Source organism: Acinetobacter sp. ANC_7635 (genome assembly GCF_056779945.1).
The window spans coordinates 1-337 of record NZ_JBWYIS010000041.1 but is presented as its reverse complement, the minus strand read 5'-3'; the positions used below and the strand labels follow the sequence as shown (position 1 = coordinate 337).

Sequence of the window (337 nt, the reverse complement as noted above, 5' to 3'; positions counted from 1 at the left end):
AAAGAAGATGCACAAGCGAAAGTTGATGCACTTCCAGAAGGAGCAGACAAAGACGCATTGGATGCACGCTTAGATGATCTAGTCGACATCATCTTACCAACAGTAAATGATGAAAACGAAGATGGCATAGCAGATGAGTACGAACAAGTATTGGCAGATGCCGAAGCAGCAGTAGAGGCGGCTGAAGCAGCATACGCTGCGGCAGAACAAGCGCTGATCGATGCAAATGCCAATGGCCTCATCACCCCAACAGAACTTACTGCATTGACTCAAGCACGTGATGATGCACTTGCTGCGAAAACAGAAGCACAAACAAAAGTGACAGCGTTACCTGAGG

1 protein-coding gene is annotated in these 337 nt (G+C 47.5%); it reads left to right on the top strand.

Annotation, left to right across the window (positions count from 1 at the left end; genetic code table 11):
• On the top strand, positions 1–337 hold a 337-nt coding region (locus AC1M89_RS14790; RefSeq protein ID WP_481614399.1), incomplete at both ends, for a GA-like domain-containing protein.